The 26,003-nt window shown below is 63.7% G+C and carries 31 protein-coding genes and 1 other RNA gene; 7 read left to right on the top strand and 25 right to left on the bottom strand.

Annotated features, from left to right (window positions below; translation table 11 throughout):
- Positions 1-21: 21 nt before the first annotated feature.
- Together guaA and MTAI_RS05235 are read right to left on the bottom strand one after the other, a co-directional pair.
- Positions 22-1,548, bottom strand: a complete 1,527-nt coding sequence (gene guaA, locus MTAI_RS05240; RefSeq protein ID WP_027887341.1) for a glutamine-hydrolyzing GMP synthase — start codon at positions 1,546-1,548, stop codon at positions 22-24.
- Positions 1,549-1,609: 61 nt separating this feature from the next.
- Positions 1,610-2,842, bottom strand: coding sequence for a hypothetical protein (locus tag MTAI_RS05235; protein ID WP_027887340.1), 1,233 nt, complete (start codon positions 2,840-2,842; stop codon positions 1,610-1,612).
- A gap of 244 nt (positions 2,843-3,086) precedes the next feature.
- Here MTAI_RS05235 and MTAI_RS05230 point away from each other — a divergent pair, with 244 nt between their 5' ends.
- The 3 genes from MTAI_RS05230 to MTAI_RS05220 all read left to right on the top strand — a co-directional run bounded on the left by MTAI_RS05230 (position 3,087) and on the right by MTAI_RS05220 (position 5,059).
- A complete protein-coding gene (locus tag MTAI_RS05230) occupies positions 3,087-3,455 on the top strand; it encodes a hypothetical protein (RefSeq protein ID WP_013014194.1) in 369 nt (122 codons plus the stop codon).
- Positions 3,456-3,523: 68 nt separating this feature from the next.
- Positions 3,524-4,141 (top strand): uracil-DNA glycosylase, encoded by a 618-nt coding sequence (locus MTAI_RS05225; protein ID WP_027887339.1) that lies wholly within the window; start codon positions 3,524-3,526, stop codon positions 4,139-4,141.
- 30 nt (positions 4,142-4,171) lie between these two features.
- Entirely contained in the window at positions 4,172-5,059 is an 888-nt protein-coding gene (locus tag MTAI_RS05220) for an EamA family transporter (RefSeq protein ID WP_027887338.1), read from the top strand.
- A gap of 162 nt (positions 5,060-5,221) precedes the next feature.
- Here MTAI_RS05220 and purH read toward each other — a convergent pair whose 3' ends face one another.
- Positions 5,222-6,727, bottom strand: coding sequence for a bifunctional phosphoribosylaminoimidazolecarboxamide formyltransferase/IMP cyclohydrolase (gene purH / locus MTAI_RS05215; protein ID WP_187388607.1), 1,506 nt, complete (start codon positions 6,725-6,727; stop codon positions 5,222-5,224).
- 102 nt (positions 6,728-6,829) lie between these two features.
- Here purH and MTAI_RS05210 point away from each other — a divergent pair, with 102 nt between their 5' ends.
- A complete protein-coding gene (locus MTAI_RS05210) occupies positions 6,830-7,228 on the top strand; it encodes a GatB/YqeY domain-containing protein (RefSeq protein WP_027887336.1) in 399 nt (132 codons plus the stop codon).
- Between the two features lie 25 nt (positions 7,229-7,253).
- An RNA gene (rnpB, locus tag MTAI_RS05205) (RNase P RNA component class A) lies at positions 7,254-7,617 on the top strand.
- Positions 7,618-7,863: 246 nt separating this feature from the next.
- On the opposite strand, the gene MTAI_RS05200 is transcribed toward rnpB, so the two are convergent.
- The 22 genes from MTAI_RS05200 to MTAI_RS05095 all read right to left on the bottom strand — a co-directional run bounded on the left by MTAI_RS05200 (position 7,864) and on the right by MTAI_RS05095 (position 24,393).
- Entirely contained in the window at positions 7,864-9,036 is a 1,173-nt protein-coding gene (locus MTAI_RS05200; protein WP_187388606.1) for a hypothetical protein, read from the bottom strand.
- Between the two features lie 867 nt (positions 9,037-9,903).
- Positions 9,904-10,695 carry a hypothetical protein gene (locus MTAI_RS05195; RefSeq protein ID WP_027887334.1) on the bottom strand — a complete coding sequence of 264 codons (792 nt, stop codon included), beginning with the start codon at positions 10,693-10,695 and terminating at the stop codon, positions 9,904-9,906.
- A gap of 10 nt (positions 10,696-10,705) precedes the next feature.
- Entirely contained in the window at positions 10,706-11,371 is a 666-nt protein-coding gene (locus tag MTAI_RS05190) for a hypothetical protein (RefSeq protein ID WP_027887333.1), read from the bottom strand.
- 8 nt (positions 11,372-11,379) lie between these two features.
- Positions 11,380-11,871, bottom strand: a complete 492-nt coding sequence (locus MTAI_RS05185) for a hypothetical protein (protein WP_027887332.1) — start codon at positions 11,869-11,871, stop codon at positions 11,380-11,382.
- Positions 11,864-12,247, bottom strand: coding sequence for a hypothetical protein (locus MTAI_RS05180; RefSeq protein WP_027887331.1), 384 nt, complete (start codon positions 12,245-12,247; stop codon positions 11,864-11,866). Before MTAI_RS05180 ends, MTAI_RS05185 begins: the two co-directional genes overlap by 8 nt.
- Before the next feature lie 8 nt (positions 12,248-12,255).
- Positions 12,256-12,990, bottom strand: a complete 735-nt coding sequence (locus tag MTAI_RS05175; RefSeq protein WP_187388605.1) for a hypothetical protein — start codon at positions 12,988-12,990, stop codon at positions 12,256-12,258.
- Positions 12,991-14,661, bottom strand: coding sequence for a choice-of-anchor Q domain-containing protein (locus MTAI_RS05170; RefSeq protein ID WP_162147913.1), 1,671 nt, complete (start codon positions 14,659-14,661; stop codon positions 12,991-12,993). It lies immediately after the preceding gene.
- Positions 14,662-15,744 (bottom strand): baseplate J/gp47 family protein, encoded by a 1,083-nt coding sequence (locus tag MTAI_RS05165; RefSeq protein ID WP_027887330.1) that lies wholly within the window; start codon positions 15,742-15,744, stop codon positions 14,662-14,664.
- Positions 15,737-16,111 (bottom strand): hypothetical protein, encoded by a 375-nt coding sequence (locus tag MTAI_RS05160; protein ID WP_027887329.1) that lies wholly within the window; start codon positions 16,109-16,111, stop codon positions 15,737-15,739. The genes MTAI_RS05165 and MTAI_RS05160 overlap by 8 nt, the downstream gene beginning before the upstream one ends.
- Positions 16,111-16,587 (bottom strand): hypothetical protein, encoded by a 477-nt coding sequence (locus MTAI_RS05155; RefSeq protein ID WP_027887328.1) that lies wholly within the window; start codon positions 16,585-16,587, stop codon positions 16,111-16,113. Before MTAI_RS05155 ends, MTAI_RS05160 begins: the two co-directional genes overlap by 1 nt.
- A gap of 9 nt (positions 16,588-16,596) precedes the next feature.
- Positions 16,597-17,262 carry a hypothetical protein gene (locus MTAI_RS05150; protein WP_027887327.1) on the bottom strand — a complete coding sequence of 222 codons (666 nt, stop codon included), beginning with the start codon at positions 17,260-17,262 and terminating at the stop codon, positions 16,597-16,599.
- A complete protein-coding gene (locus tag MTAI_RS05145) occupies positions 17,259-17,828 on the bottom strand; it encodes a hypothetical protein (protein ID WP_027887326.1) in 570 nt (189 codons plus the stop codon). The genes MTAI_RS05150 and MTAI_RS05145 overlap by 4 nt, the downstream gene beginning before the upstream one ends.
- Entirely contained in the window at positions 17,828-19,918 is a 2,091-nt protein-coding gene (locus MTAI_RS05140) for a tape measure protein (protein WP_027887325.1), read from the bottom strand. The genes MTAI_RS05145 and MTAI_RS05140 overlap by 1 nt, the downstream gene beginning before the upstream one ends.
- Positions 19,915-20,067, bottom strand: coding sequence for a hypothetical protein (locus MTAI_RS05135; protein WP_155915719.1), 153 nt, complete (start codon positions 20,065-20,067; stop codon positions 19,915-19,917). The genes MTAI_RS05140 and MTAI_RS05135 overlap by 4 nt, the downstream gene beginning before the upstream one ends.
- Positions 20,057-20,446 (bottom strand): hypothetical protein, encoded by a 390-nt coding sequence (locus MTAI_RS05130; RefSeq protein WP_027887324.1) that lies wholly within the window; start codon positions 20,444-20,446, stop codon positions 20,057-20,059. The genes MTAI_RS05135 and MTAI_RS05130 overlap by 11 nt, the downstream gene beginning before the upstream one ends.
- Positions 20,447-20,502: 56 nt before the next feature.
- Positions 20,503-20,934, bottom strand: coding sequence for a hypothetical protein (locus tag MTAI_RS05125; RefSeq protein ID WP_027887323.1), 432 nt, complete (start codon positions 20,932-20,934; stop codon positions 20,503-20,505).
- Between the two features lie 10 nt (positions 20,935-20,944).
- Complete coding sequence (locus tag MTAI_RS05120) at positions 20,945-22,372, bottom strand: DUF2586 family protein (RefSeq protein ID WP_027887322.1); 1,428 nt, start codon at positions 22,370-22,372, stop codon at positions 20,945-20,947.
- Positions 22,369-22,569, bottom strand: coding sequence for a hypothetical protein (locus tag MTAI_RS05115; protein WP_027887321.1), 201 nt, complete (start codon positions 22,567-22,569; stop codon positions 22,369-22,371). Before MTAI_RS05115 ends, MTAI_RS05120 begins: the two co-directional genes overlap by 4 nt.
- A 10-nt stretch (positions 22,570-22,579) precedes the next feature.
- Positions 22,580-23,080: a hypothetical protein gene (locus tag MTAI_RS05110; RefSeq protein WP_027887320.1), complete on the bottom strand. Its 501-nt coding sequence runs from the start codon at positions 23,078-23,080 to the stop codon at positions 22,580-22,582.
- 1 nt (position 23,081) lies between these two features.
- Positions 23,082-23,354 (bottom strand): HU family DNA-binding protein, encoded by a 273-nt coding sequence (locus tag MTAI_RS05105; RefSeq protein ID WP_027887319.1) that lies wholly within the window; start codon positions 23,352-23,354, stop codon positions 23,082-23,084.
- Positions 23,351-23,854, bottom strand: a complete 504-nt coding sequence (locus tag MTAI_RS05100; protein ID WP_027887318.1) for a phage virion morphogenesis family protein — start codon at positions 23,852-23,854, stop codon at positions 23,351-23,353. The genes MTAI_RS05105 and MTAI_RS05100 overlap by 4 nt, the downstream gene beginning before the upstream one ends.
- Positions 23,851-24,393, bottom strand: a complete 543-nt coding sequence (locus MTAI_RS05095) for a hypothetical protein (protein WP_027887317.1) — start codon at positions 24,391-24,393, stop codon at positions 23,851-23,853. The genes MTAI_RS05100 and MTAI_RS05095 overlap by 4 nt, the downstream gene beginning before the upstream one ends.
- A gap of 220 nt (positions 24,394-24,613) precedes the next feature.
- Here MTAI_RS05095 and MTAI_RS05090 point away from each other — a divergent pair, with 220 nt between their 5' ends.
- Together MTAI_RS05090 and MTAI_RS05085 are read left to right on the top strand one after the other, a co-directional pair.
- Positions 24,614-25,597 carry a phage protease gene (locus tag MTAI_RS05090; protein ID WP_119340515.1) on the top strand — a complete coding sequence of 328 codons (984 nt, stop codon included), beginning with the start codon at positions 24,614-24,616 and terminating at the stop codon, positions 25,595-25,597.
- The gene (locus MTAI_RS05085; protein WP_119340514.1) at positions 25,597-26,001 is read left to right on the top strand and encodes a hypothetical protein; all 405 of its coding nucleotides are present in this window, start codon (positions 25,597-25,599) and stop codon (positions 25,999-26,001) included. The genes MTAI_RS05090 and MTAI_RS05085 overlap by 1 nt, the downstream gene beginning before the upstream one ends.
- Positions 26,002-26,003 lie beyond the last annotated feature (2 nt).

Below are 26,003 nucleotides of genomic sequence, written 5' to 3'. Positions count from 1 at the left end.
GTGGGGCAGGTAATTGGGGGTTTATTCCCACTCGATGGTAGCCGGCGGTTTGCTGGTGATGTCGTACACCACCCGTCCAATCTCCGGCACCTGGCGGGTGATCTTGCGGGCCACCTCATCTAAGAACTCCAGAGGAAGCCGGGCCCAGTCGGCGGTCATAAAGTCTATGGTGGAGACCGCCCGCAACCCCAGTACATAGCCGTAGCTGCGCTCATCGCCCACCACCCCCACGCTTTGCATGGGGGTCAGGATAGCGGCTGCCTGCGAGACCTGGTCGTAAAGGTTCCAGTCGCGCAGGCTGGAGATAAAAATGTCGTCGGCTCGGCGCAGAATCTCCAGTTTTTGTGGGGTCACCTCCCCCAGTATGCGGATTGCCAGGCCCGGCCCCGGGAAAGGATGGCGCATCCGAATAGGCTCGGGCAGGCCCAGCAGCAGGGCCAGCTCGCGCACCTCATCCTTGAACAAGTAGCGGAAAGGCTCGAGCAGCTCAAACTGCAGATCCTCGGGCAAGCCGCCCACGTTGTGGTGGCTCTTGATATTGGCGCTGCCCTCGCCGCTGCCCGCCGACTCGATGACATCGGGGTACAGGGTGCCCTGGGCCAGCCACCTATAGCCCTGGGCCGACAACTGCCGGGCTTCTCGCTCAAAGACCCGGATAAACTCGCGCCCCACAATCTTACGCTTCTGTTCGGGATCGGTTACCCCCTGCAAGGCCGAGAGGAACTGCTCGGAAGCCTCTACAACCCGCAGGGCTTTCCCCAGGGGGCGCAGGGCCTGCTCGACCTCCTGGCGCTCACCCAGGCGCAACAGGCCATGGTCTACAAACACCGCGGTCATCCGGTCGCCAATGGCTCGAGCCAGAAGCAGGGCCAGGGTCGATGAGTCCACCCCACCTGAAACAGCCAGCAGCACTTTTTCATCCCCCACTTTGGCCCGGATATCGGCAATCAGGTGCTCCAGGGTGTGCTGGGCTGTCCAGTTGCGGGCCACCCCCGCAAGCTCGAGGAAGTTTTCCAGAACTTGCATCCCTTTGGGGCTATGCACCACCTCGGGGTGAAACTGCACCCCAAAGGTTCGGCCATCGGGAGCGGCAATGGCGGCCACCGGGTTCTCTTCGGTGCTGGCGACCACCTGCCAGCCCGGGGGCAGTTCGGTAACAGCATCGGAGTGGGACATCCACATCTGCAGTTCCCCCTCCAGGCCAGCAAACAAAGGGCCGGTGTGGTGCACCAGGTTGGCCTTGCCGTACTCGCGCCGCCCAGCCCGCTCAACCCTGCCCCCAAAATGCTGGGCCAGGTATTGCATTCCATAGCAGATGCCCAGGACGGGCCAGCCCTGCTCGAGCACCCCGGGTGCGGGCCGGGGGCTGTTGGGCTCGAACACCGAGGCCGGCCCCCCCGAAAGGATGAGGGCCTGCGGTTGTTCAGCCTGAATGCGCTCCAGGCTGGCCGTTCCTGGCAGAATAACCGAATAGGCCCGCAGTTCGCGGATGCGTCGGGCGATCAAACGGGTGTACTGGGAACCATAGTCGAGGATAACGACGCTCATGCAAAAAGCATATCGCTCAAGGCGATAGGCTCCAAACCATAGGCCAGCTACGTCCGCACGGCTACCTCAGGCTGATGGTGACCCCACCGGGGTTGGGCACTTCGATAAGCGATTCCACCGGTACCCGTCCCTGCACCCGCACACGAATGCGATAAATGCCAGGCCGGTCGAAGTCCACACGCCCAGGCAGCTGGGCCACTTCAATATTCAGCGGCATCTGGGAGCCCTCGGGTGCCTCCAGGATTATCAGGCTTGCACCCGGGCCCGGCGGCTGCAGACGAAACTCCACCGGATAGACTGTGACCGGGGTTGATGAAGGCGTTCTCGAGCGCACCCACCAGCCCAGGCCGGCCAGTAGCAGCACCAACGGGATCAGCCATATCCAGAGCGCAACAGCGCGACGGCTGGGCAAGGGCGGCTCCAGCACCTCGAAGGGGGGCTCGAGCCGCTCTTCAATGCGGATGCGACGCGGCGGCGTGCTGGTTGCAGGTGGTGAGGTTGGCTGGTTTACCTCGACATTGAGGCTTTTGCTATGGGCTTGCCTCTCGGCCCCCGGCGCAGCCGCGGCTTTCGCAGGGCTTTTATCAGAAGCCTCGAGCGAGGAAGCGGTCGTTTCATCTTGCACTGCATCCTCCGTCCCTTCAGCGCCAGCCCGCGCGCTGTGGGCCTCGAGGGCATCGACGCGAGGGGGGTTGGGTGCGGTCTGTGGATTGGGCGGGCTCGGTTTCGATGCCAGGGGCTCGCTCCCGACCTCGAGCTGCTGCACCAAAGCTGAATAGTCGATGTGGCCGACCACATAGTCTTCAAGGGCTTCCCTCCAGGGCAGGGCCGGATAGGCTTCACCTGCAAGCACCTTTATGGTGTTGAGCAGACCCGGGAAATCGCGCACATGCCCAGGGTTGGACACCCCTACCCCACCCAGCCAGACCCGGCTACCCCTGGCCCAGACCAGCTCGGGAATTACGTAGCCCACCGGAATATTCTGTTCTTGCGCCCAGTGCAGCACCGTTGCCAGCTGTTTGCACCATTGCGCCAGGCGGTCTAGATCAATCCGCTCAGCCAGCCAGGCTGTCCTTACTGCGCCCACCGGAATCTCGGCAATCCAGGCCTCCCCTTCCTGGTCTATCCAGGGAAGGATGTGCGGCATGGACAATGCTGGAAGCGGTTCCGATATGGGTCTAAAGGCCAGCACATCTATGCCCGTTCGTACATCCTGGCCTTCGAAGGCCTCGACTGCACCTACCCCCGGCAGCGCAATGCGCTCCCGTAACAAGTAGTGCCCTAGGCTTTCCATAGCTCGCAGTATATCTTGCCTGCTGGCCGGGCTGCTCAGCCTCGAGGGCTGGGTTTCAGCCTTCCGGTGTACCGGCATCAGCCCGTCCCGAAGGGGATCGTCCGCCACATCGAGCATGTCAGTACACGAAGCGTGGATTTTAATCAAACAACCTCGCGTTGACACCATATTTTTTGCAATCCTATAATCATGTAGGAAAAATCAACCGTTACCCCCCAAGGGTTCTGCGTTGAAAGGAGCTAGGATGGAGTACAAGGTGACCCTCTCCACCGAAGAAATAGTGCGTGGTCTGAAACACTACCGTCGTATTGCCAAGCAGGATGTTCTTCGGGCCCCGGAGACACCGAACCCCGATATCTTCCGTCTGCACGCCGAAGCCCGGCGCGAAATCTACGCCAAACTGGCCGAGGTGGCCGAAAATGAAGGCCCGGATGCGGTTGTAAGTCAGGCGCTCGAGCTGTACCAGCAGCTTCCTTTTGTAACCGGCACGGCTGAAGATATGCACCCGGAGATTAAGGGCCAGGAAAATGCCCTAGAGAACTTCTTTCTGATGATCGGCTTGGATCCCAAAATTCGCCGGGAAGCCCGCAAGGCACGCAAACCCTTACAATAACGGCTCTGGGTAGGGGTGCGGGGAATACCTGTGCCCCGGTTTTCTATATCTCTGTCTTTCTTCTTGCCATGAACCTCGAACTGCTCGCTGCTCAAGCCAAAGCCTGCACGGCCTGCGGCCTGGCCAGGAACCGCACCCACGTCGTCTTTGGGGAGGGCAACCCCGATGCCAAGCTCATGATTGTGGGCGAGGGGCCGGGTGAAGACGAAGACTTGCAGGGGCGGCCTTTTGTGGGGCGCAGCGGTCAGCTGCTCGATAAAATCCTCGAGGCCGCCGGTATTCCTCGAGCCAGCGTCTACATCGCCAACATCGTCAAGTGCCGCCCACCGGGGAACCGTGCGCCCGAGCCGCTTGAAGCCAAGACCTGCACCTCGCTCTGGCTGGTCAAGCAGGTCCAGCTCGTCAAGCCCCAGATCATCATCCCGCTGGGCGCAACCGCGCTGGAGTTTTTTGCGGGCGAAAAACTTTCCATCACCAAAGCCCGCGGCAAGTTTTTCGAGTGGCAGGGCATCAAAATTTTTCCCATGTTCCACCCGGCTTACCTGCTGCGCAACCCCTCCCGCGAAGCCGGCAGCCCCAAACACCTCACCTGGCAGGACATCCAACTGGTCAAAAAAACCCTGGACGAGCTCGGGCCAAAACAGGGGATCGAGATCAAAACTGTTAGCCAGGAGTCGCTTTTTTAACAGCACCCAGCCCCTCACCACCCCCTACCGATGCCTTTTTCGCGAACCGGCTTTCTTCACCTCCTGGTGGTGTACCTGGTCTGGAGCAGCACCTACCTGGCTTTCAAAATAGGCCTCCTGAATGGATTTGAGCCCTTCTGGATGGGCGCTACCCGGTTTATCCCGGCGGCTTTGTTACTGCTCCTGTACGCCCGCTGGCGCGGCTGGCAAATACGGCCAAGTCGCCAAATGCTGGGCAAGCTGGCGCTCTCGGGCAGCCTGCTTTGGTTGGGCGGCAACGGCCTGATTCTCGTGGCGACCCAGCATGTCCCATCGGGATACGTCGCCTTGATGATCGCCACCACCCCCATCTGGGCGGCCACGCTCGAGGGTTTGCTGGATCGAAAGCGGCCCTCGGGACTCCTGGTGCTGGGGCTGCTTACAGGTCTGCTGGGCATCCTGGCCCTCAACGTGCCCAAGCTAAGCACCGGCACCCCCACCAATCTGCTGGCCTTCTCGCTGCTCCTGATTTCGCCGCTGATGTGGTCCAGCGGCACCATCTACACCCAGCGCTACATTGCCAGCGTGGAACCGGTGGTGGTCTCGAGCTACCAGCAGCTCTTTGGTGGGCTGGGCTTCCTGCTCATCTCCATCGTGCTGGGTGAACCCTGGCACACCCCCACCCCCCTGGGCTGGGCCAGCAACCTGTACCTGATCGTCTTTGGCTCCCTGATTGCCTATACCTCGTACATCCAGGCGGTGCGGCTGCTACCTCTGAGCCTGGTAACCACCTATGCCTACATCAACCCGGTAATCGCCCTGCTGCTGGGCTGGGTCTTCCTGCGGGAACCCCTGGGCATCTGGACCTGGGTTGGCGGGGCCCTGGTGCTGCTGGGGGTAGGGCTGGTTTTCCGCAGCCGTATGAAGCCCGCCGTTTAACCCGTTGTTTGAACACAGCACGCTTCGGGCTTTCTCCTCACAAACAAAGTGCCCGCCCACCCAGTTTCCTCCATCCCAGAGGCTCTATGGCCGCCCCGCCGCTGGATCTGGCCGAGCGGCCTTTTAGTGATTTTTATCACTATACCTGTTCGTGAAATAGGATCAGTGCTTAAAGTGGCGCGAGCCGGTAAAGACCATAGCGATGCCCAGCTCGTTGCAGGCAGCGATCACCTCTTTGTCGCGCTTGGCACCGCCGGGCTGCACGATGGCCGTAACCCCTGCAGCAGCCGCGGCCCGCACCACATCGTCGAAGGGGAAGAAGGCCTCGGAGGCCAGCACCGCCCCCTTGGCCCGCTCACCCGCGTTCTGGATGGCGCGTTCGGCGGCCCAGATGCGGCTCACCGCCCCCGTGCCCAGCCCCACCGTGACCCCATCCTTGGCCAGCACCACGTTGTTGGAGCGGGTGTGCTTGCCCACGTACCAGGCGAACTTGAGATCTAAGAGTTCCTGCGCCGTGGGGATGCGCTCAGTCACGTAGTGCAGGCTGAGTTCTTCCCAGCGCCGCATGTCCCGATCCTGCACCAGAAAACCACCCACCAGCGGGCGGACTTCCCTTTGGTCAGCGTCTTGTGGAGCGGCTACCAGCACCCGCAGGTCGGGCTTTTTGCTGCGGAACCACTCGAGGGCCTCCGGGCTTACCTCGGGGGCGATGAGCACCTCGAGGAAGGTTCCACGGGTGGCCATGGCGGTCTCGAGGTCCACCGGGCGGTTGAAGGCCACCACCCCGCCAAACACCGAGAGGGTATCGGCATCGCGGGCGCGCTCCCAGGCGGTTTTGGGGTCGTCGGCCAGGGCCACCCCACAGGGGTTGGCGTGCTTGACGGCCACGCAGGCCGGCAGCTCGAACTCGCTCACCAGGCCCCAGGCCGCGTCGGCGTCGGCGTAGTTGTTGAAGCCCATGGGCTTGCCGGCCAGCACCCGGGCGTGGAGCACCGGGCCTCGCTGGCCCTCGAGGGCGTACAGAGCCGCTTCCTGGTGCGGGTTCTCCCCGTAGCGCAGCTCCACCGGCAGGCGCTCGAGGCTCAAAAGCCGGGTCTGGGGGAACTTCTCGTAGGCCAAAAAGTCGGCGATGGCCGCGTCGTAGACCGCGGTGTGGGCAAAGGCTTTATATGCCAGCCTGCGGCGAAACTCACTGCTAACGCCGGTGCGCAAGGCCTGCAATACCTCGGGGTAGTCGGCCGGGTCACACACCGGCAACACCGCCTGGTGGTTCTTGGCTGCGGCCCGCAGCATGGCCGGCCCCCCGATGTCGATGTTCTCGAGGCACTCCTCAAACGAAGCCCCCCGTGCCAGGGTCTCCCGGAACGGATACAGGTTGACACAGAGCAGGTCAATCCGAGGAATGCCCTGGGCCTGCAGCTCGGCCTCGTGCTCAGGGCGCCTGGTTGCCAGCAAGCCGGCATGGATGCGGGGGTGCAGGGTCTTGACCCGCCCGTCCAGAATCTCGGGAAAGCCCGTCACCTCGGAGACATAAATCACGTCCAGCCCCGCCGCCTGTAGGGTTTTGTGGGTTCCGCCGGTGGAGACCAGCTCAAAGCCCAGCTCCGCCAGGCCCCGCGCAAACTCCACCAAACCCGCCTTGTCCGATACCGATAAAAGCGCACGCATACGGCAGAATCATACCCTTCGCAAAGCCCCCTTTTGAAACCCACCGGGGTAATGGGCACCTTTGCAACGGTCCGCTGGCCCGGCAGGGGCTAAACTTAACGCATGAGCACATCCATTTACGAAGCCATCAAGAAAGAAATTGTCGAAGCCATGAAACGTGGCGACACCGCCACCCGCGACTACGCCCGGGTGGTCAAGGCCGAGCTCGACCGCAAGGGCGATGGCAGGCCGCTGCCCGATGCCGACGCGGTCAAAATTCTCAAGGCCCTGCGGGTTACCGCCGAGGAAAACCAGAACGCCTTCGAGCTGGCCTTCCTGGACAGATACCTGCCACAGGAGATGAGCGAGGCTGAAATTGAAGCCTGGATCAGGGCCAACGTAGACTTTGCATCGCTCAAGTCGCCCATGGCCGCCATCGGCATCGTCACCAAGGCCCTGGGCCCCGCTGCTCCGGGAGATCGGGTAAGAAAGGTGGTGGAGAAAATAGCAGCCCAGCCATAACCGCCCATCTGCTACAATAAGGTTTTGGGAAGAGGGCGCAGCCGCTGGTGGCAACACCAGAGGAAAGTCCGGGCAGCACAGGGCAGGATGCCAGCTAACGGCTGGGCGGGGTAACCCGACGGAATAGTGCAACAGAAAGCAGACGGCCGGGTCAACCCGGTCAAGGTGAAACGGTGCGGTAAGAGCGCACCAGTGCCCCTGGCAACAGGGGCAGCTAGGCAAACCCCATCTGCTGCAAGTCCCACGTCCCGCTCAGGCGGGGCGACACGCCAGGGAGAACTGGCCCGGTTCGCTACAACCTGCGGTAGGGACGCTTGAGGTGAGCGGCGACGCTCATCCCAGAGAGATGGCTGCGGAAACAGAACCCGGCTTACGCCTCTTCCCAACCTCGACGTTTCTGGCCGACCCCTGACCTCTATTGGGTTAGGGGCTGGCTTTTTTGCTACGGGCCAAGGCCCCCCTCGAGTATTAAGACAGCGCCCCAGAGGCTCGCTTCTAGGCGGCCGCAGCAGCTTTGTTGTCACGCGACGACATAAAGGTGAAAATGAGAAACGACATAAAGGTAAATTTCTCATGTATAACTATGCACAATTATCCACCTATTTTGTATAGTTTTGCACTATTCGCGTGAAACTTCAAAATTCTGATTCCGAGTACCAACGTATTAGGTCTAGATTATCTGCTGCAGCCGTGGAGCCGTTGCGGACTTCAAAGTGTCTGCTCAGCAGGGTGGTCTGGGCCGGAAGGTCGGTGTTATAGGTCGTATCTAGGAGCACGGTTGAGGTGCCATCGAAGTTCTGCTGGACTATTAGAACACCCAGGTCTGTGCCGTTGGGCCTCGAGAAGAGAGTCATGTCAAATACTTGGTTGTTGGCAACCGCCACCCCCAAATTAACCTTCTGCACTGTGCCGGTGCCTGTGCGCCTGGCAAAAAACCAATTGGTGTCGGTCGAGTCTTTTACCATGCCAACCACGTCTGGTAGCGCAGAGGGCTCTCCCGCCAGAATGCCGGTCTGGCTGCTCAGGCAAATACATTTTTGCCCCCCCGTCAGGCTGATGCTCCCCGTGGCAAAGCGAACGTGATGGAAAAAACCACCTCGCCCGGCGCTGTTGCCGCGCCAGAATGTGTTAACGTTGTCCCGCACTCCGCTGGCGTTGCCTGCTGTGGTGCTCGTGCTAAACCGAGTGCGGTATATACTCTCTGCCAAAGTAGTTATAGCAGGGGTCGGATGGCTCAAAGTGGCGGCAGTTGTAGGGGTAAGCCCGAATGAGCCGAGCGCGGTTCCACTTCCGGGAACCCACATCATAATCCGGTTACCAAATAGCGCTGGTTGAATATCGCTATCCACCCCAGAAGGGCCCACAAACTGCGGCAGAATCCGCCCGGCTCTGGAACGCGCATATAACGTGAGTTGCCCACTTACGGACGCGGGCGCTGCATCGGTGCGGGCAGTTAGCTGCACGCCTGAGGTACCGATTACAATCTGGCCCGAACCGTTGACGGTGGCATGCGATGCACCACCGAAGCTCCCGGCGCTGTTGTATTGCACCTGGCCGCTACTGCCGCCGGGGGATCCACCCCCACTGGCCGATAGCGTGCCCCCTGATAGGGATAGCCCGGAACCCACCGTTATGGATTCGACATTCCCGGAACCGGCGCTAGACCTACCTAGAAGGGTGCCACTGTTAACGATCTGAAGCTTACCTAGCGGCACGCTGTTGTTAATCAAAGCCCTCGAGCCATCAATGGCCTGGGCCAGCACGATAGCCAATATTAACACTAGTCCGACGGCCATGCCTCTGTGCATGTATCCCCTCCTAAGCTGCGTTATCTATGCTTAGCCACCGCACGCGCCCGGAACTACCCGGCCCGATTTGGAATCCGCAATACTGGTTAGACGCCTTACTGGTGGTCGGATGGCTTAACAACATCGACCCGTTCACGTAAACACTGATGATTGATCCCGTATCCCGCACTTCCAGGGTGTGCGCTTGCGCGTTGGAACGGCTGGGGCCGCTGGCGCCGGTGACATACGTGTATGTGCCGCCTGTGATTTCCCCGAGAGAAATGAAGTTGCTGCTGGGGTCCCAAAACACCTGCCACTGATCGCCATACCACTGGGTCTGGCTGCGAATCCACAGCGCAATCGGGGAATCTGGGGTGGCAACGTCAGCTATCCGGAGTCGGATCCTTCTTGCGGGGTTAAGAAGCTGAAGTGTGGGAGTATCGTAATCTTGCCCATTTTGATTGTAAAAACCTACGGTCTGCCTGGATATTCCCGCATCGCCCTGCCAGGAACGGTTTGCCGCTGTATTAATACTCTGGATGCCCCCTCCGGCATTCCGCCAGCCTGCATCGGCGTCCGTTTGACTGTAGCCGGCTGTATTACTCGGGCTTCCGCTGACCTCGTCGCTCGTGGGCTGTGGAACACCGGCAATGATTGCCCTGACCACAAGATAGTAGGTCGTGCCGTTTAGCAGCCCCCCTACCTCAAAGGACGTGTTGTTGCCTACAGCAAAAAAGGTATAGGGGCCTCCCGATACCGAGGCGATTCCTATCTCATAGCTGTCAGCGGCCAGCGCGTTCCAACCTACGACTGCGTACCCATCGTACTAGGTTGCCGACAGTCCACTTACCTTTGCCCCAAATGCGAATGGATTAATGATTATCTTGCTCATGTCGGGTACCCAATCAGTGTCACCTTGAGCCCCTTGGCCCCGGTGCCTGCCGAGGTGATGTCTATGCTGATTTCGGCATCGTCCCCCAGGTTGGTATCGACCAGGTTGGGCTGGGTGGCCGCCGTGGTGCTGGTGCGCTCGTTGTCATCGATGGACAGCTTGTTGCTGCCCATGATAGACGCTCCGTTCTTGCGAATATCCACCACCACCGGCCCGCTGCTCGAGGCCGTACTCAAGCTGGCCCGAACTGCTGTCGGGGTAAACGCATACGGCATGCGGAAAGTCACCTTAGCCGTACCGGTGGTCAGGTTGCTGGTCTCGTCGCTGGCAGCAATTACGAAACTCTGGATGCTGTTGAGGCTGCCGCCGGAGGCGCTCTCCGCCCCCACAATGAGCAGCACATCGTTGTTGGCCAGCTTTGCCTGACCTGCGGCGGTCAGCGTGAGCACAGCCCCGGCGACCGTGTAGTCGTTGCCCCCGCCCTCGACCAGAAACTCGGCCTTGGCCACCACAAACACAGCTACGTCGCCCCTCGGTGTCCAAGGTAGGTTGATGGTGCTCTGGCCGGTAGACCAGGTAGCCCTATATGCACGAAAGGAGGCCCCCGCGATGGGGGCCTCCCAGGTCGTGCCCGTCCAGACCTGTATGCGCTGGCCGGTTGGGGCATCGGCTACATAGATTTGGCGGCCCGTATCGTTGGCCGACAGGTTCGGGCGAGTCGCCAGCGTAAACACGGGCAGACCGAAGGGAACCCGCGTACCGGCCAGCCTGCTCTCAATCTTGCTCATGCCCTACCCCCTATCCGGGCAGGACGTAATCCACTTCGATGCGGGCCGCGCCTGCCGTGGCGCCGTTGGCGGCGTAGGTGGCGATGATGTTTTCCACCGAGCCGACCGGCGTCAGGTTGGGTTCCACCTCAAAGCTGGTCAGGGCCGGGTAGCTGAGGTCGTTCTCGGTAGCCCCCATGTATTTCGCCGTATTGCCCGATATGCCCACCGAGACTTGCGCCCCCGTACCGCCCGTGAAGGGCGTATCTATGATGAGCCGTACCCGCAGCACCCTGGCATTGGCCGGCAGGGCGAACATGCTGACGGTGGCGGCGGAGTTGAACGCCAGGCTGGTGGTATCGGTCTTGACCGTATCGTTGGCCACAGCCACGTTGGCCCACTCGAGCACCCCTGGGGTGCTGCTTTGCGCCAGCACCTGGTTGGCCGCACCCTGCGCTGTCGGCAAAGTTAGGGTATAGTCGGCGCTGATGGCGGGGCTCTGGATGGTGATCTGGTTGGTATCCCCATCGTTGAGCTGAAGGGCCTTGACCCGGATATCGATGTGGGCGCTGTCGGCCCGGTTGCGGAAATCCAACCGCCCGGAGGCGGTTTTTAACAAGGCAGCCGTGGCGCTGGCCAGGCCGATCTGGAACTGGTCGCGCAGGGTGCCAAAAAGTTCCTTCAGGGGGTTGCTCATATCATCTCCTATAGCGGGACCAGGTTGAGAATCACCACGCCCGCGCCCTGGGTGGTGCCCGCTCCGGGGGTGATGAATAGGTAAATGCCTTCACCGGGGGCCAGCTCGAGGTTTGGGAATACCTCGTACTGGGCGGCAAAGGCGGGGTCATTCTCGCTTGCCGACATGAACCGGCCCGGCTGGCCGGGCTGGCCGATGGATAGCTGGGCGCCTGCCCCGTTGAAGGGGGTGCGAACATCGAGCTCTGCACCGGCCAGGAGGGTTGGTGCCTGCACCGTGTGCAGCAGCATGGGCGAGGGGACACCAGAGGTGAAGGTGCGGAGCACTGGGGCTATGCCCCCTGCTTCCCCCGTCTGCACCACGATGATGCCCTGCTCCACCAGCTCCACTTCGGGGTACGCTAGCACCGTCTGCACATCCACGCCCAGCTCCACCACCTCGATCTGAGTGGTCTCGAGCGTGGTCTCGTAGTGCTCCCTAACCTCTATAACCTCAATCACCCACCACCACCTTCCCTTCCAGCCACTTCCAGCGGTGGGCCCCTTCAATCAGGGCCAGCTCACCCCAACCCTGCTTCCAGGTCAGGGCCGCCACCTCGGTGTGGGGCATGAACCAGGTCAGTGCCACCCGATCCGGCCCGTTCAGGGTGAAATACAGGTTGGAGTTGGCCGGGGTGGTGCTCACGTCCAGGAGCGGGGGGCCCTGCTTGTTGGCCGGGTAGATGGTCAGGCGGGCCTCGAGGCCGTTGAAGTTCGCCGGAATCCGCTCGCCGTTGGGGGCGCGGTAGCTGCGGGTGAACACCACCCGGTAGGCGTAACCCAACACACCACGATGGATGGTGGGAAAGGCGGTCAGCTTTCCCCGTTCTGTAGGCATGTGGCCTCCTATGTTATTTCAATCTCGATACGCCAGCTCGTTTCTGGAGTTAGTACAGCATTTTGTTCGGTGCTATCGTTGAAAAACGATACTATCAAAGTCCTTAGCGCGGTAGACGGGGGGGACAACTCGTGGTTTACAACCCAATCGCCTGTGGACGCGGGAGCAATCCACGCGTTCACGCTATTTACGATTATCTTGCCACCGTTCGCACTGCTGGTCTGAACTCGGCGTAATAGGATCCTCTGGTTTTGGAGTGCTATTGGCAGCCCATACACTGATCTGTTCGTTTGCGGCGCCAGCACTATATTGCTACTTCCTCCTATGCAGCCGGAGTGGGTTTGGTAATTTTTGGTTACGAGTCCCCGAGTATCTCCTCGTAACCCATTCAGTGTGTGTACCCACCGCCCCCCTCCAGCAGCGTTTAGCACCCACAGTCCGTCGACACCGAGAGCCGATGGATTGTATAACCGGTAACGCCCGTATCCTTCCACATCCACCGTATCGCCATCATTGAACCCGGTCGCTGCAGCCAGGGCCGAAAGAGACCCCAGGCGCTGGATGCGCTTGATGCCGGCCCCTTCGACGACCAGGCGAGATTGGTGCAGATTTTCCGTGCGGTCGAGCACCGCCTGGATGGCGGCTTCCAGTGGGCCGATGGCCACCGGCTCGTTGTTCCCGGCCTGTGGGAAGTTTGGGATGCTGGTAGGAAAAGCGTTGGTGGGGTTGAGTGTTTTTGGCATTTAGGCCTCCTGTAGTTCGTAGGCGCCAATGTCGGGCGCCCCGCGCAGCCTGGGCAATCCATCCAGATCGTATTCGGGGAGCTGGCTCACCAGCGCCCCTGCGTTGATGGCCGGGCTGCTTTGGAGCAGGCGATAGTTGCCGTTGCCGCCGGCCTGATAGTCTACGAACTTTGGATCGGCGTTGAGGCTGTTTTGATGGGTGCTGGTTGCCAGCGCCCAGTTGGTGGGGTTGCCCCAGTTGAGGTTATTCAAAAATTGGTTGACCCCGGTCTGGGCCACCTCCTGCACCCCGTAGCTGCCGTTGAGGGCAAAGATGTTGTTGGCAATTAGGTATCCATCCACCGTGTGCCCATCCACATCGGTACCGAGCGAGAGGCCTCCATACCGGCAGTTCACCACGGTGTTGTTGATGATGTACCCATTCTTCGGCCTGTGCCAGTTATCCAAGCCGTACCCCCGCACGCGCTGCACGAAGTTGCCTCGGATGATGGCCCCCTGCCCCTGGGCGTAGATGCCATGAATCCAGGTGCAGTGCCCGGCGGCATAATCCCCAATATCCCGCACCACGTTGTAGGCCGCCTCGCAGTTTTCCGAGTAGGTGGAAAACACAATCCCTGCGCCGCCATCCGAGTCGCAGGGCGGGATGATATCGTGCACATAGCACCAGAGCACCCGGTTGCTCTGGTACACGTTGGCCGGGTTATACGTCCAGGACATTATCCCCACCCTTGCTGCTCCGTATACCTCAAACCCAATCACATCGATATAGCTGCCCCCGAACGTGATGCCATAGTTATTTCCTGCCGCGTTGATCTTGGCGCCCCATTTGTTGTGGGACATTACCACAATCCGGTTGGCCGGAGTACCGCTTCGGTTGATGTGGACATACTCGTTATAAACCCCGTCCATAACCCGCAACACATCCCCCGCAACCAACTGGCTAATAGCGTAGGTAATGGTTTGCCAGGGCTGGGACTGAGTACCGGGATTGCTGTTGCTGCCCGCCGGGGATACGTAAAAGGTTCGTAATCCGGTCGGGTTTGGGTAAAAGGCTTGCTCTGGCCACAGTTGGATAGGGGGCGCCTCCCACACCTGGCCTGAGGGATCCCAGGTCAGGCCCGAAGGGTTCCAGGTGATCGGGCCATATCCAACATAGTAGGCCGCCGCAAGCCTCGTGTGGGCGGGTTTGATTTTGTTGATGATGGCCAGGATGCGGGCCCGCTCCTCCGGGGTGCCATCGTAGCTCCGGGTATTTGGGTACAGGTATACGTTGAACTCACTCCACCGCGTGGTGTCGTAGGTCCAAACGGGCACAATCGCGGAGGCATACCCAAGCTGCGACAGGGCCACGGAAAGCCCGTACTCGGTGCCGGCCCATTGCCAAAATTCCCAGGCCCCGAGCACCCGCGTGCGCCAGGCCTCGAGGCTCTCCCCCGGATACCGCGTTAGCCCACGCTCAGCGCCGAGGCGGTTGAGCGCATCCTCCGGCGCCAACTGCGCCCAGCGGGCCAATAAGCCGGTAGCAACCAAAGAGCTGTACTCGTCCAGCGCACGACCCCAGCCGGCCAGGAGCGCCCAACCACGGTCTTTTTGCAGCCAGGGTGGGGCCAGCTCGGGCAGCCAGTCCTCGTAGAGCTGGACTGGGACTAAATCAATCTCCTGGCCCGGCATCTAAATCTCCTGATAGGTGGCGCTCAGCGTAAAGCTGGCCACCTGGGTGGGGGTCAGGGTCTGGTCGGCAGAGGGGGCGGTTAGCACTACATCGAGGACATTGGTCACGAATAGCGCCTCAATCAGCGCCGAGCGGTAAACCATTGTCCCAATAGCAAGGCTTTGCTGGAAGGCAGCCAGTCGGGAAGTTACCTCGGCCTGCACCTCGGTGAGGAAGCCGGCCCGTAGGCGGATGGTGGCGGTTATGGCGATGTTTACCTGGGTGGCGGCGTACACCTGCACATTGGCGGTCAGGGGCTTGCGCTGCTGGATGTAGGCATCCGCAGCCGCCACAGCCCCCGGCCCCAGGCCCCCCTCCCCCCACACCACCACGTCCACCGTGCCCTGGCCGCGGGGGTTGTTATCTAGCACCCGCACCTTGGTAATTGACGGCGTGCTGGATAGGGCCCAGCTTTCATATGCAGCGCGGGTAGCGCCATAGCCCAGCTCCCCCCAGCGCAGCCGGCAACGCTCGCGGTAGGCGGCGTCGCTCTCTTTGTCAATGGCGGCCTCCAGCACCCCCGTGTTCACGATGGTCACTCCTGGGAGCGGCGTGAACATGACGGTGCCGGAGCCGATGGGCAGGTTGTAGGCCGCGCCCGGGCTCTCGGCCCGAAACTCCAGATCCAGCGTGCCGCCCAGGGGGAGGGTGCCGCCGTTCAGGTTGTTGAAGCGCAACCCGGCGGCATTGCCCGCCCATAGCTGACCGGGCTGGATGCTGTAGGGGCCAAACCCCGCCTGGGCGGTAAGGCGGAAGGTCTGCCGGGCGAAGGTGGCCTGCTTGCGGGTCAGGGCATAGGCGCTCTGGCCCAGCAAATCCAGGTAATCCCCGGTTGCGGTGTCGAGAAACCCGCCTTTGGCGATTTCCAGGCGGAGGGCCTCGAGGTCGGCAATCCCGGCAGCCTGCAACTCCACCAGAGTTCGCTGGATGCTTCCTTCTACCCAGTCGGTGGGGGGGTAGCCCTTGGCCTGCAGGAAGGCAATCAGCGCGGCCAGCACCTGGTCGCGGCTGCGGGGCTGCAGCAGTTGGTTCAGGTTAGGCACGCAGCACCTCCACGCTCAGATCGCTGACCCGCACCACCAGGCTGAAGGGGCCTTCCTCGGTTTGCAGCACGATATCCAGGTCGAGCTGGTTCCACTGCGGCTGGCTGGCGGTCACTTCGGCGCTCAGGATGCGGGGGTCAGCCTCGAGGGCATTTGTTGCCCGCACCTCGATCTCAAATAGCGTCTCGGGGGTGATTTCCCGGTTCAGGAACTGCTTGAGGTCAAGCCGGTACTCGGGGGCATAAAACAGGCTCCCGGGCGGGGTAATGAGGCAGCGGGCCGCCGCCTCGGCCAGATTATCCAGTCCGCGTTTGATCGTCCAGGATAGATCGGGAAATGCCGATAGATCGGTGCCAAAATCCGCCATTACTGCACCCCTTTCACTTTGCTGGAGCCGCCAGATTGCACGGTGCCGGTGGTGGGCACATTTGCAACCGGGGTGGTGCTGAAAACAAATGTCAGCGGCTGGCCCTGGAGCAGCACATTAGAGCCCCCCACTCCTCCAAGCTCCACCAGGGGCGCATCCACTGTCACCTTGATGCTGGCGGTGAGCCGCAGTTCCCGGAGCCCCTCGCCCCGCCACAGGTCGCAGTAGCGCAGCTCGGGATCGCCCTGGTGGAAGCCCACCAGCACCCGCGCCCCGGGGGCGACCTTTACGGTTACCCCGGGCAGCCCCGTCCAGATCGGCACCCGGGTCAGGGCGCCCAGGCGGGGATCGTCTACCTGCACATCCACGTGCATGTCCTCGTAGTCTTTAAGGATGCTGCCGGGGTACAGGGCCAGGTAGTCGAGGTGCGCCGGGCGAGCCAGTTGTTTGATGGCGTTGGTCAGTCGTTCTTGCATCTACCCTCCTTAACCTATATAGATGGCGGTGCGCAGCTTGGCCCCAATCTGGTGAATCACCCGCTCCACCCGGCCCAACTCCCGCACCTGGCCGTCCCAGAGGCCCTTGAGCACGACTCCGGGCCGGAGCGCGGGCGTCGGTAATAGTGAAAACCAGCCCCGCTGGGGGGCGGCCTCGGAGACCACCGCCCCCTCGGGCCCCTGCGGCCAGGGCTCGGCCCCGGCCCAGGTCGTGCCGTCGGGCAGCACCCGCCAGGCTCGGTCGGGCAGGCGCGCCATGACGGCTTTCAGGGCCTCTGCGGCAGTACCGCCGCGACGAGCCCAGCGCACGAATACGGTGGGCAGATCCAGTTCCCCCGGCTGCTCCCCTGCTTCGGTTAGCAGATCCCGCACCACCAGTGAGGCCGGCACGCCTTCGTAATCCTTAGGGGGCAGGATTTTGGATAGCCCATCGTAGCCGCCGACCAAAAACACCTCGGTTATACCTGCGCTGGGGCCGCCGCGCCGCGCGGTGGTGCGGTAGGTGGTGCCGTCCTCGAAGCGCAGGATTACCGCCTCCCCGGGGGCCAGTGGCACCTCCTCCCCCAGCCGCAGCTCGGCCAGCGGCCGGCCTATGCGGGGGATTGTAACAACGCCGCTGCTGACCGGGATACCGTTGGCGGTTAGGTAGCTCATGGTCGCACCCCACGGGCGCTGGGCGGGTTGGCCTGGGCCCGCTGCTGGGTGGTGGGGGTGCCGTCCCGGTCAGCCCCGCCGGTGTCGGTGCTGCCGCTCTTCTTGCCCACCTGCGTGGCTTCGGTTTTTACCTTCTTGTAGCTGGGCCGCCACTCCCGCATCTGCAGGGTAGCCGTCCAGCCCTTCACCGGGTCGTAGGGCGGCTCCTCGAGGCCGAAGATGTACAGGTGGGTGATGCCGTGCCGGCGCAGGGTGGGGTGCACCGGCTGGTACACGTCGGGGGCCTTCTGCTCCTTGGCTTTGGGGCGGAAGAGCTGGATCAGCCGCTGGAGCTTGGTGAACTCGCTCTCCTTCCAGACCCGGATCTCCACCGTGACCTCGGCGTAGTCATAGCCGAGGTAGGTGTATTCCACCCCTTTCTTGGGAATCTCGGTGGTTTCTTCCTTCAGGGTGCGGCGCACCGATACCTGCACCACACCCTGAATCTCGTCCTGGCCCCGGGCCGAGGGCTTGATGGCGAAACGCTGGCCGCCTGGCCCCACAAATACGATCTGGTCGCGCTCCATCAGGCACCCTCCTCGATGGCGGCCCGCTCGAGGGCCTCCAGGATGGCCTCCACCACCAGGGCCTTGGCCTCGCCGGGGGTCTGGGCTTGCTGCAGCACGATGTGGCCGATGTGAACATGCACCTCGCGGGTGGGGTTAGCCGTAGCCCCTGCGCCCGCTGCGATGGCCGCTACCGGCATCTGGGGCGCCGCCGGGATGGCCGCCGTGGCCAGGGCCAGGCCCGTGCTGGCCACTGCCCCGCGCATGGCCAGCAGGCCGCGCTGCAGGCCCAACCCGCCCTGCTCCCCGATGCGGGCCAGGGCCCGGCTGGGGGAGCGCACCTCGAGGCCCTCCCGGGCCCCGCCTACTGCCTGCACAGCCAGCCCCTTGGCTGCCTCCCAGATTTTGCCGGGCGCGGCCTTGAGGCCGTTCCACAGGCCGGTAATGGCGTTGCGGCCAATCTCCAGCATCAGCCCCGGCAGGTTGGCCAGGGCGCTGCGGATGGTCTCGGGCAACCCTTTAGCCCAGACAATCAGCTCCCCGCCCTTGGTGATAATGGCCTGCCACACCCCATTCACGCCGTCGCGGAACCAGCCCAGCCGCTTATAGGCCACCACCACGGCGGCCACCAGGCCCCCTACCAACGCGATCACCCAGCCCACCGGCCCCATCGCCAGCAGCCAGCCGCCTGCCATGCGGGCTGCGGTAGCTACCCAGACCAAGCCCAGGCGCAGTAGGGTGCCGGCCAGGCCGAAGGTCAGGGTGTTGAGCAGGCGGAATCCGGTGGTGAGCACCAGGAGGGTGCCCACCAGGGCCAGCCCCCCGGCGTTGGTTCCGGTCAGGCCGGCCTGATTGGCCGCGAAGCCTTTGGCGAGCTGGCCCAACAGGGCCAGGCCCGGCTCCAGCGCCTTCCATACCCCCTGCAACGTCCCCAGCCCGGCCTGAACCCCCGCCCAAAACTGCCGCGCATACCCCAGGGCCACCGGGAAATACTGCCGGGCTTTCTGCGCCAGCAGGGCGGCCCGGTCGAGGAAGCCCAGGATGGCCTCCCCCGCCTTTTTCGGCTCGGTGGCGCTGGCCAGCGGCCCGAACACCGCCTGCATCAGCCGGGCCAGGCTGGCCTGGAAGCGGCGGGCGATGGCGGCGCCGGGACCCTGGCTGAAGTCGGTCAGGGCGGCCAGGTTGCCGAGCATTTGCTTGAAGGGCTTGAGCGGCCCGCCGTCGCCCACGTCCATCTGGCTGAAGAGCTCGAAGGGGCGGCTCTTGAGCGTGGAGATCAGGCCGAAGATGCTGGTGCTCTGCTCCTCCATCAGCCCGCCGAAGCGCTTCTGGATGATCTGGCGCACCGCCAGCATGGCCTTGTTGACCGTGCCCACGTAGCTCCCGCTCTTGTCGAACCTGAGCCCCTGGGCCTCCAGCAGCTCCCGGCTGATGCCCAGCTCCCGCAGCCGCTCGAAGGCCTCGCCGAAGTTGCCCGAGCGCAGCCGGGTCAGGGGACTGATGGCGTCCTCCAGCCGCACCCCCATCGCCGAGGCCAGGTCGCCGGCGTCCTTAAGCAGCCCTTGCAGGTTCTTGACATTCACCCCGGCGGCCAGCAGTTGCTTGCCGCCGGCCAGCACCTCCTGGGTCTCGAAGGGCGTCTGGGCCGCAAACCGGGCCAGCATGGCATAGGTTTCCTTGGCCATGCGCCCGGCCTCTGCGCCGAACTGGGGCCGCAGCATCACCCGCAGGCTGATGAGCTGCTGCTCCTTGAAGCCCAGGGCGTCAAACACGCTCTTGGTGGCCAGCCCGGCGGCCCCGGCGATGAGCAGGTTGGGCAGGCTGGTCAGGCGGCCAATCAGGCCGCTCAGGGATTTATAAGCATTCTGGGCCTGTGTACGGATGCTGCCCAGGTGGCGGCTGGCCGCCCCCACCGCCGATAGGGCCCCCACCAGGCGGCGGGCGGCAGCGGTGGAAATCCCGAAGCTATTGGCGATGGCCCGCGCCGCCGCTGCGCTGTCCCGTCCGGAGCCCTGCAGTTGGGTGCGGATGCGGCCCAGGCCCGCCGACATGGCCCGCGACTGGGTCACAAAGTTGTTGCGCAGGCCAAAGTACCAGGTCAGGCGCCTCATGGTTTCTCCTCAAAGTGGCTCAGGAGCACCGCCGCCTCCAGTGCAGCCCCGGCTAGGGCCTCAGGGCTGTCCTGCCCCTGCCGGTAGGCCAGCAAAAGCTGGCCCGCAAACAGGGGCCGGTCGCGGTGCTTCAGGGCCTCATTCAGCAAGTCGGCGGATTTTTTGAAGAAACTCCGTCTCGGCCATCTGGGCGATGGCCGCCAAGTCCTGGCTGATAACGTCGGCCAGGCCGGGGTAGTCCTCCAACATCTGCTCAAACTCGGCTTTGTCGGGGAATACCAGGGTCGCCTTGGCGTATTTCTCGCCGATGGCGTAGGTATCCAGGGCCAGCTTCTGCCCGCTGGCGGCCTTGTCCAGGTCGGCCCGCATGAGGCGGTATTCGCCCTTGGATAGAGGACGAAAAACCAGCGCACGGCCCTGGCGCACCAGGGCAAACAGGCGGTCGCCGTGCGATTCAATCAGCGTGGCAAGGGTGGTGGGGGGCAAAAGGCCCTCGAGGTCGTCCGTCAAAATTTCGGGCTTTCCCATGTTATGCCTCAAAAAGGTTCCGGCCCCGCCAGGGGCAGGGCCGGCTCAAAGCAATATCAGAAAGTGGCCAGGTCGCCGGGCACCACGTCCAGCGCCTTGCAGGTCAGCTCGGCCATTAGGGCCTCCGCGCCCGGGGTGGCCGAGAGGGCGTCGTTCAGGATGCGCAGGTCGTTGAGCTTGTCGATAATGACGTTCTCCTCGGCGTCCACGAAGGTGACCACCGCGTTGAAGGATTTGCGCTTGTACTTGGCCCCCAACTTGGCGCGGAACTGGTGCCACTGATCCACCGGCATCTTGATGGTCACATCCGCCGGGGCCATCTGGCCGGGGGTGCGGCCCACCGGCTTGCCCCCGGCGTAGATGTACTCCTCCGAAACCTCGCCGGTGTTGTATTCCAGCTCGACGTTCACCGGGATGCGCTCCCCGTCCAGGTCGAGCTGGATGCTGGAGTTGTCGTAGACCTTGCCGTTGCGTACGGTAATCGCCACGCGCCACCTCCTAGGCCGCTACCGGCTGCAGTTGCGGGTTGAAGAACCGCACCTTGCCGGTGATCCGCTCGGCGTAGCCCAGCGGGACGATGCTGATGTCGTAGGGGATGGTCTTGGTGCTGAGGATGTTTTCGGCCCGGTCAATGCGCACATATACCGCCGGCTGGTCGGTGGTCTCGTCAATCGAGACCTTGCCGCGCAAGGCAGTGCGAACCAGCCCCTGCACGTAGGCCTCGATGCGCAGGGCCTCCCGCTCCAGGATCCGCCCGGTCTGGGCCGAGACCTGGATCTGCTCGTTGAGCCAGCGCAGCCAGGCCCGGTAGGCCGTCTCGCAGGCCACGTCCATCACCTCGCGGAGCTGCACCTGCTCGTAGTCGCTGCCGGGCGGGGCGAACAGCCGGCCCCGGGTGATGTAGAAGCCGCCCTGGATGGTGCGCAAGGTGGCGAAGCGAGCCGCGTCCAGCGCCGGGGTGACCGATTCGTCCCCGTGCAGCTTGGCCACCGTTTTGAGCGCCCCAGAGGCGTAGCGCCCTGGGTGCTCCTCCACCGGTCGCCCGCTGTAGCGGCCCGCAATGACCCAGGCCGAGGGCCGCTTCATCACCAGGCCGGTGATGGGGCTGACCACATCCGCGTAGCGCCCCCCGGCCCCCACCCGCACGCTGGTGAAGCTGGCAAACGCAGCAATCAGGTTGGCGTCGGTGTCGTCGGCGGTGTCCAGAATCGCGTGAATGAAGCGGGGGTTGTTGGCGTCGTTGGCCCGGGTTTCCAGGGCGGTGTTGACGCCCGCGGCCACCGTGGGGGTGGCCGCCCCCACCACGTGGATGAACCGATACGACAGCTCGGTGCGGGCAAACAGCACGTTCAGGGCGTTGATCAGGTCGGTCAGGGTGTAGCCGGGGGCGGTGCAGGTGGCGGTGTAGGTATCCCCCACCACGAAGGTGCCGTCGGTCCAGGTCAGGGTCAGGCCGGTGTCCGGGATGATGTAGACCCCCGAGACCGGCACGGCGGTCTCCGGGCTGTAGGTGTTGCCGTCATCCAGGCTGTATTCGAAAGCGGCCTGGGCCGCTGCGAGGTTGGCCGCCGCCCGCGTGATGCGCACCCGGAGCTTGTAATCGTCGCGGGGGGTGCTGCCGGTCAGGGTCAGCGTGGCGGTGCCGGTGCCGGTCTTGGTGACGGCCCCGGCGACCCCGGCCACGCTGGGATTGGCAGCCAGGCAGATCACCGCCTGGGTGCCCTCGCCAAAGGCCAGGGCGGCGGCCTCGGCCAGCTTGCCACCCACCTGTTCCTTGGCGCCCTGGGGGCTGGTCACGGTCACCAGGGTATTTGGGGCCAATACCGTGGCCACCCCAATTTTGACGTGTACTCCCTCCCCGCTACCCGGCACCGAGCCGATGCCAAAGTCCTGGGGTTTGACCTCTACCCGGGGCAGGCCGGTCATCGCGCACCTCCGATGGGCTCATTCGCCGCCTCGGCAATACCCCGCTCAAAGGCCGCCTTGGTCAGCTCCTGGCCCACCACCCAGCGGTGCTTGGCCCGGGCTGCCGCCAGCAGCCAGTCCGGGGTGCCGGCTTCGGCGGCCAGCTCCTCTACGGTTTGCAGTTTGCGGAGTTCCGCAGTCGTGTCGTTTTTCGCCATGTGTTTCCTCCTAGGGGAGCACCTCGGTCTGGTCGAGCAGGGCCCGCTCGAGCCTCACATACACCCCCGGCTCTGCCGCCCCCACCTCCAGGAACACCCGGAAGCGGAGCTGATAGCGGCGCTTGTCGGCGGGCAGGGCCGCCGCCTGGCCGGTCTCGTCCTCGTCCCAGCCGCTGGGGAAGAGCTCCAGGGCGCTTCCGCAGATGCGCCGCAGCGCCGCCACGCAGTCGGAAAGGATGCCCTCCACGGTGGCGTAGTCCTTGCCCCAGATGTGCAGGGTATAGCCGGCCAGCCGGGTGTAGGGGGGTTTGGGTTTGGGCTCGGGGGGTGGCTCCTGGGCCAGGGCCTCGCTCGAGATAGCCCGGCCATCCGGCGCGGTGAAGGTGTCCTGGCCCGGCACCAGCACCAGCTTGAGGGGGGCCTCGAGCTGGTTCAGGGCCTCGGGACCCAGCTCGAGCTTCACCTGCCGGGGCAGCTCGGCCTTGAGCCGCTCGAACAGGGCCTGGGTCAACCTAGCTCACCGCCTCCCGCAGGTATTTGCCGGGACGGAAGCGCACCACCGTCTTGGCGGGGATCTGAATCGCCTCCCCGCTGCCGGGCCGGGTGCCCTTGCGGGCCGCACGGCGGGCGGTCACGAAGGTGCCAAAGCCGGTGAGCTGCACCTCCTTGCCGTCCGCCAGGGCGTATTCGATGGCCGTCAGGGCAGCCTTCAGGGCCGCCTGGGCCTGCTTCTTGCTCAGGCCGGTCTGCGCGTGGATGTGCTCGATCAGTTCGGTTCGGTTCATCGAATCTCCTTTTCCAGGTAGGCCCGGGCCGCCTCCTCCAGCGCCTGCTCCCAGCGGGGCGAAAGCTCGGGCTCTGGGATGAAAGGGCGGGCCGGAATCTCCACCCGCCGGGCCTGCACCCAGTCCTTGCCCACCCGGAAGCGCAGGGTTTGCTTGCGCTTGGGGGTGATGGTGGCGCCGTACTGGTGGGTGGCCGCATAGCGCACGTTGGTGCCAATCTCGAAGCCCTGGGGGTCGGTCTTGAGGGCCGACTGTGAGGTCATGGAGCGCTGCAGCCGGGCGGATTTGCGCAGGGTCTGGCCGCCGGTGGCCTCGGCCCGGGCGCTGGGCTTCCAGGGCCGATCCCAGGGGTCTTTCTGGCCCGCGAAGGACTCGTCAATCTGGTTCAGCGCGGCCTGGCCCAGGTTCTTCACCAATCCCGCCGCGAACTGGGGCTGGCGCAGCCTGTCGGCGAAGCGGATCAGCCGATCCAGCTTGCGGAAGGAGCCGGTGACGCTCACGGCTTCCACCGGGCCGGAATCCGGCCCAGGGTCGTGACGGCGTCCCACTGCTGCAGCGGGGTGAGCCGGAGGGCGGTTTTGCGCCCCCACCAGCGGCCCCGCTCGGCGCGGGTGTTTTCCGCCACGCTGGGCACCCCTTCCACCTCGCCCAGGTATATGCCGATGTGCCCCTCGCGGTCTGGGGCGGTGCGGGAAGAGCGGGGCGCCTCGTCGAAGGGCGCGCTGCTGAATAGCAGGTCGCCGGGCTTGATGATTTTGAGGAGGGCCGCCCGGTCGGCGGTTTTGGCCGGGTCTCGATCCACGGCGGACACATCCCAGTCGAGCCGGTCTATGGCCCGCTCCACCGCCACCGCCCAGCGGCTGCGGTCGGGGTCGGCCCGCACCGAGTCCAGGAGGCGGCTGTAGAGCAGCCAGCGGTTGGTCTGGTAGGCCCGGGCGATGGCCTCAAAGGCGAACGCCACGCACCAGCCCGCGCTGGTGGGGAAGCCGGGCAGCTCCCGCCGCACGGCCTGGAGGGCAATCTGGGCAACCTTGCTCATAGTTTGTGATTGTTTTCACTCCTTGCCTCTAAAACCGTTTTTGAGGCGGGGGTAGACCCTGCTCCCTATAAAGCTCTGGCCCTCAGACCAGCACCCCAGCCGCATCCTGACGCATGGCCGCTTTCGCCACAGACCGCACGATTAGAAAACCGCAGCTATTGGCGGTTGAAAACGGGTTTGCCTTTGGAGTTGTTCGAGCGGCTCCCCTGGGAGGTTCAGTTTGCACACCCTGACCTCTTCCGGCGTCACTTCGCAGATATCCTTGCAGGACGGTGGCGTCCCTAATCGGATTCCGCTGCATCCGTTCGGTGAGTTTTTCGGCAATGGCCGCCGGTTTGTGTTCGATGAGGCCAGTCTGGCGGCAGTGCGGGAGCAGCTGCGCCAGAATGGCCGGCCCTGGGTGCTCGACTGGCACCACGCCACGCTGGATGTGGAGGCTGGCAAGCGGGACAAAGCCCCAGCCGCTGGCTTTATTCAGGATGTGGTGGTCGAAGAGGGTTATGTGTATGGCCTGGTTGAGTGGACCCCGGAAGGGGCGGCGGATGTGATGAAGGGGGCCTTCGCCTTCATCTCCCCGGTGCTGCTCCACACCGAGGACGGGCACGTCGTCGGCTACCACTCGCATGCACTAACAAACCGCCCCGGCACGCAGTGGCAACGCCGGATCGGTATGGAGGAAAAAATGGACTGGTTAAGACAGATGGTAGGACTCCCCCCGGATGCCGGGGAGGAGCAGGTGCGCGCCGCGCTGGAGGCTCTGCAAGCCCGAGCCCAGCTGGGCGATCTACTGGTGCAATCGCTCGGCCTCAGCGACGCCACCGTGACCCCCGAGCTGCGGGCCCGGGTCATCCGGTTGGCCGCCAACGAGCAGGTGCTCGACGAGGTCAGCCGCCTGCGCCAACAGTTGGAGCAGGAGGCCCGTCAACGCGAGCAGCAGCGCATCCAGGCCCTGGTGGAGGCCGCGCTGGAGGACGGGCGCATCCTGCCCGACCAGCGTGAGTTATTCCTGCGCCTGGCCGCCAGCGACTTCGAGGCCACCCGCATGGCCCTGGAAGCCCTGCCCCCCCGCGTGCCCACCCAGCTACCGCAGTTGCAGCCTGCCCAGAAGCAGGAGCGCGCCGCGCTGAGCGACAACGATCTGGCCGTTGCGCAGCTGGTGGGCGTTTCTAAGGAAGCTCTACTTAAATACGGAGGTGATGAGTAATGCCTGCTGCTACCACCCCGCGCGACACCTTCATGCGTGAAGGGGATTTATTTCTGATCCCAGTAAAGGCTAACACCAAGATTTTCCAGGGCACCCTGGTCGTGGTGGATGCGGGCTACGCCGCCCCTGGCCGCACCGCCCTAAACCTGCGGGTAGTAGGCCGCGCAGAGGAAACCGCGGACAACACGGGCGGGGCCAACGGCGCGGTCAGCGTGCTGGTGCGTCGCGGCGTGTTTAAGTTCGATAACGACTCTGCCGACGCCATCACCCAGGCCGACCTCTGGGCCGATTGCTTCATCACCGACGACCAGACTGTTTGCCGCACCAACGGTAGCAACACCAAATCCCGGGCAGGCCGCGTTGTGGATATTGAACCCGATGGGGTCTGGGTGGATACCCGCTAATG

Source organism: Meiothermus taiwanensis WR-220 (assembly GCF_003568585.1).
Classification (GTDB): Bacteria; Deinococcota; Deinococci; order Deinococcales; family Thermaceae; genus Meiothermus; species Meiothermus taiwanensis.
This window is presented reverse-complemented; position numbering and strand designations above follow the sequence as displayed.